At 65.1% G+C, this 358-nt stretch carries 1 protein-coding gene; it reads left to right on the top strand.

Annotation, left to right across the window (positions count from 1 at the left end; all coding sequences use genetic code 11):
• On the top strand, positions 1-322 hold a 322-nt coding region (gene tnpB / locus DW297_RS00010), incomplete at its 5' end, for an IS66 family insertion sequence element accessory protein TnpB (protein ID WP_136028477.1).
• Between the last annotated feature and the right edge of the window lie 36 nt (positions 323-358).

Raw genomic sequence — 358 nt, 5'->3', positions numbered from 1 at the left:
CGCGATCTGGTTGGCCGTGGAGCCGCTGGACATGCGCGCCGGTACCGAAACGATCCTCGCGCGGGTCGTCAAGGTGTTCGGCGCGGCACGCCCCCACCACGCCTACCTGTTTGCCAATAAGAGTTCGACGCGCATGAAGGTGCTGGTCTACGACGGCTTCGGCATCTGGCTGGCCGCGCGGCGCCTCAACAAGGGGCGCTTCATCTGGACGAACGGCGACCAGGCGATCGCCACGGCGCTCAATCCCGAGCAATTGCGTGCGCTGGTGACGGGGCTGCCTTGGCAGACGCTCACCCACGACCACGCGATCACGGTCGTGTAATACCCCCAAAGCCGTAAACTGGCTTCCTTCCAGAGG

This window comes from Microbacterium sp. PF5 (assembly GCF_004794315.1).
GTDB lineage: Bacteria > Actinomycetota > Actinomycetes > Actinomycetales > Microbacteriaceae > Microbacterium > Microbacterium sufflavum.
Note: the sequence above shows the minus strand (reverse complement) of the source record. Positions and strands in the feature narration are given on the sequence as shown.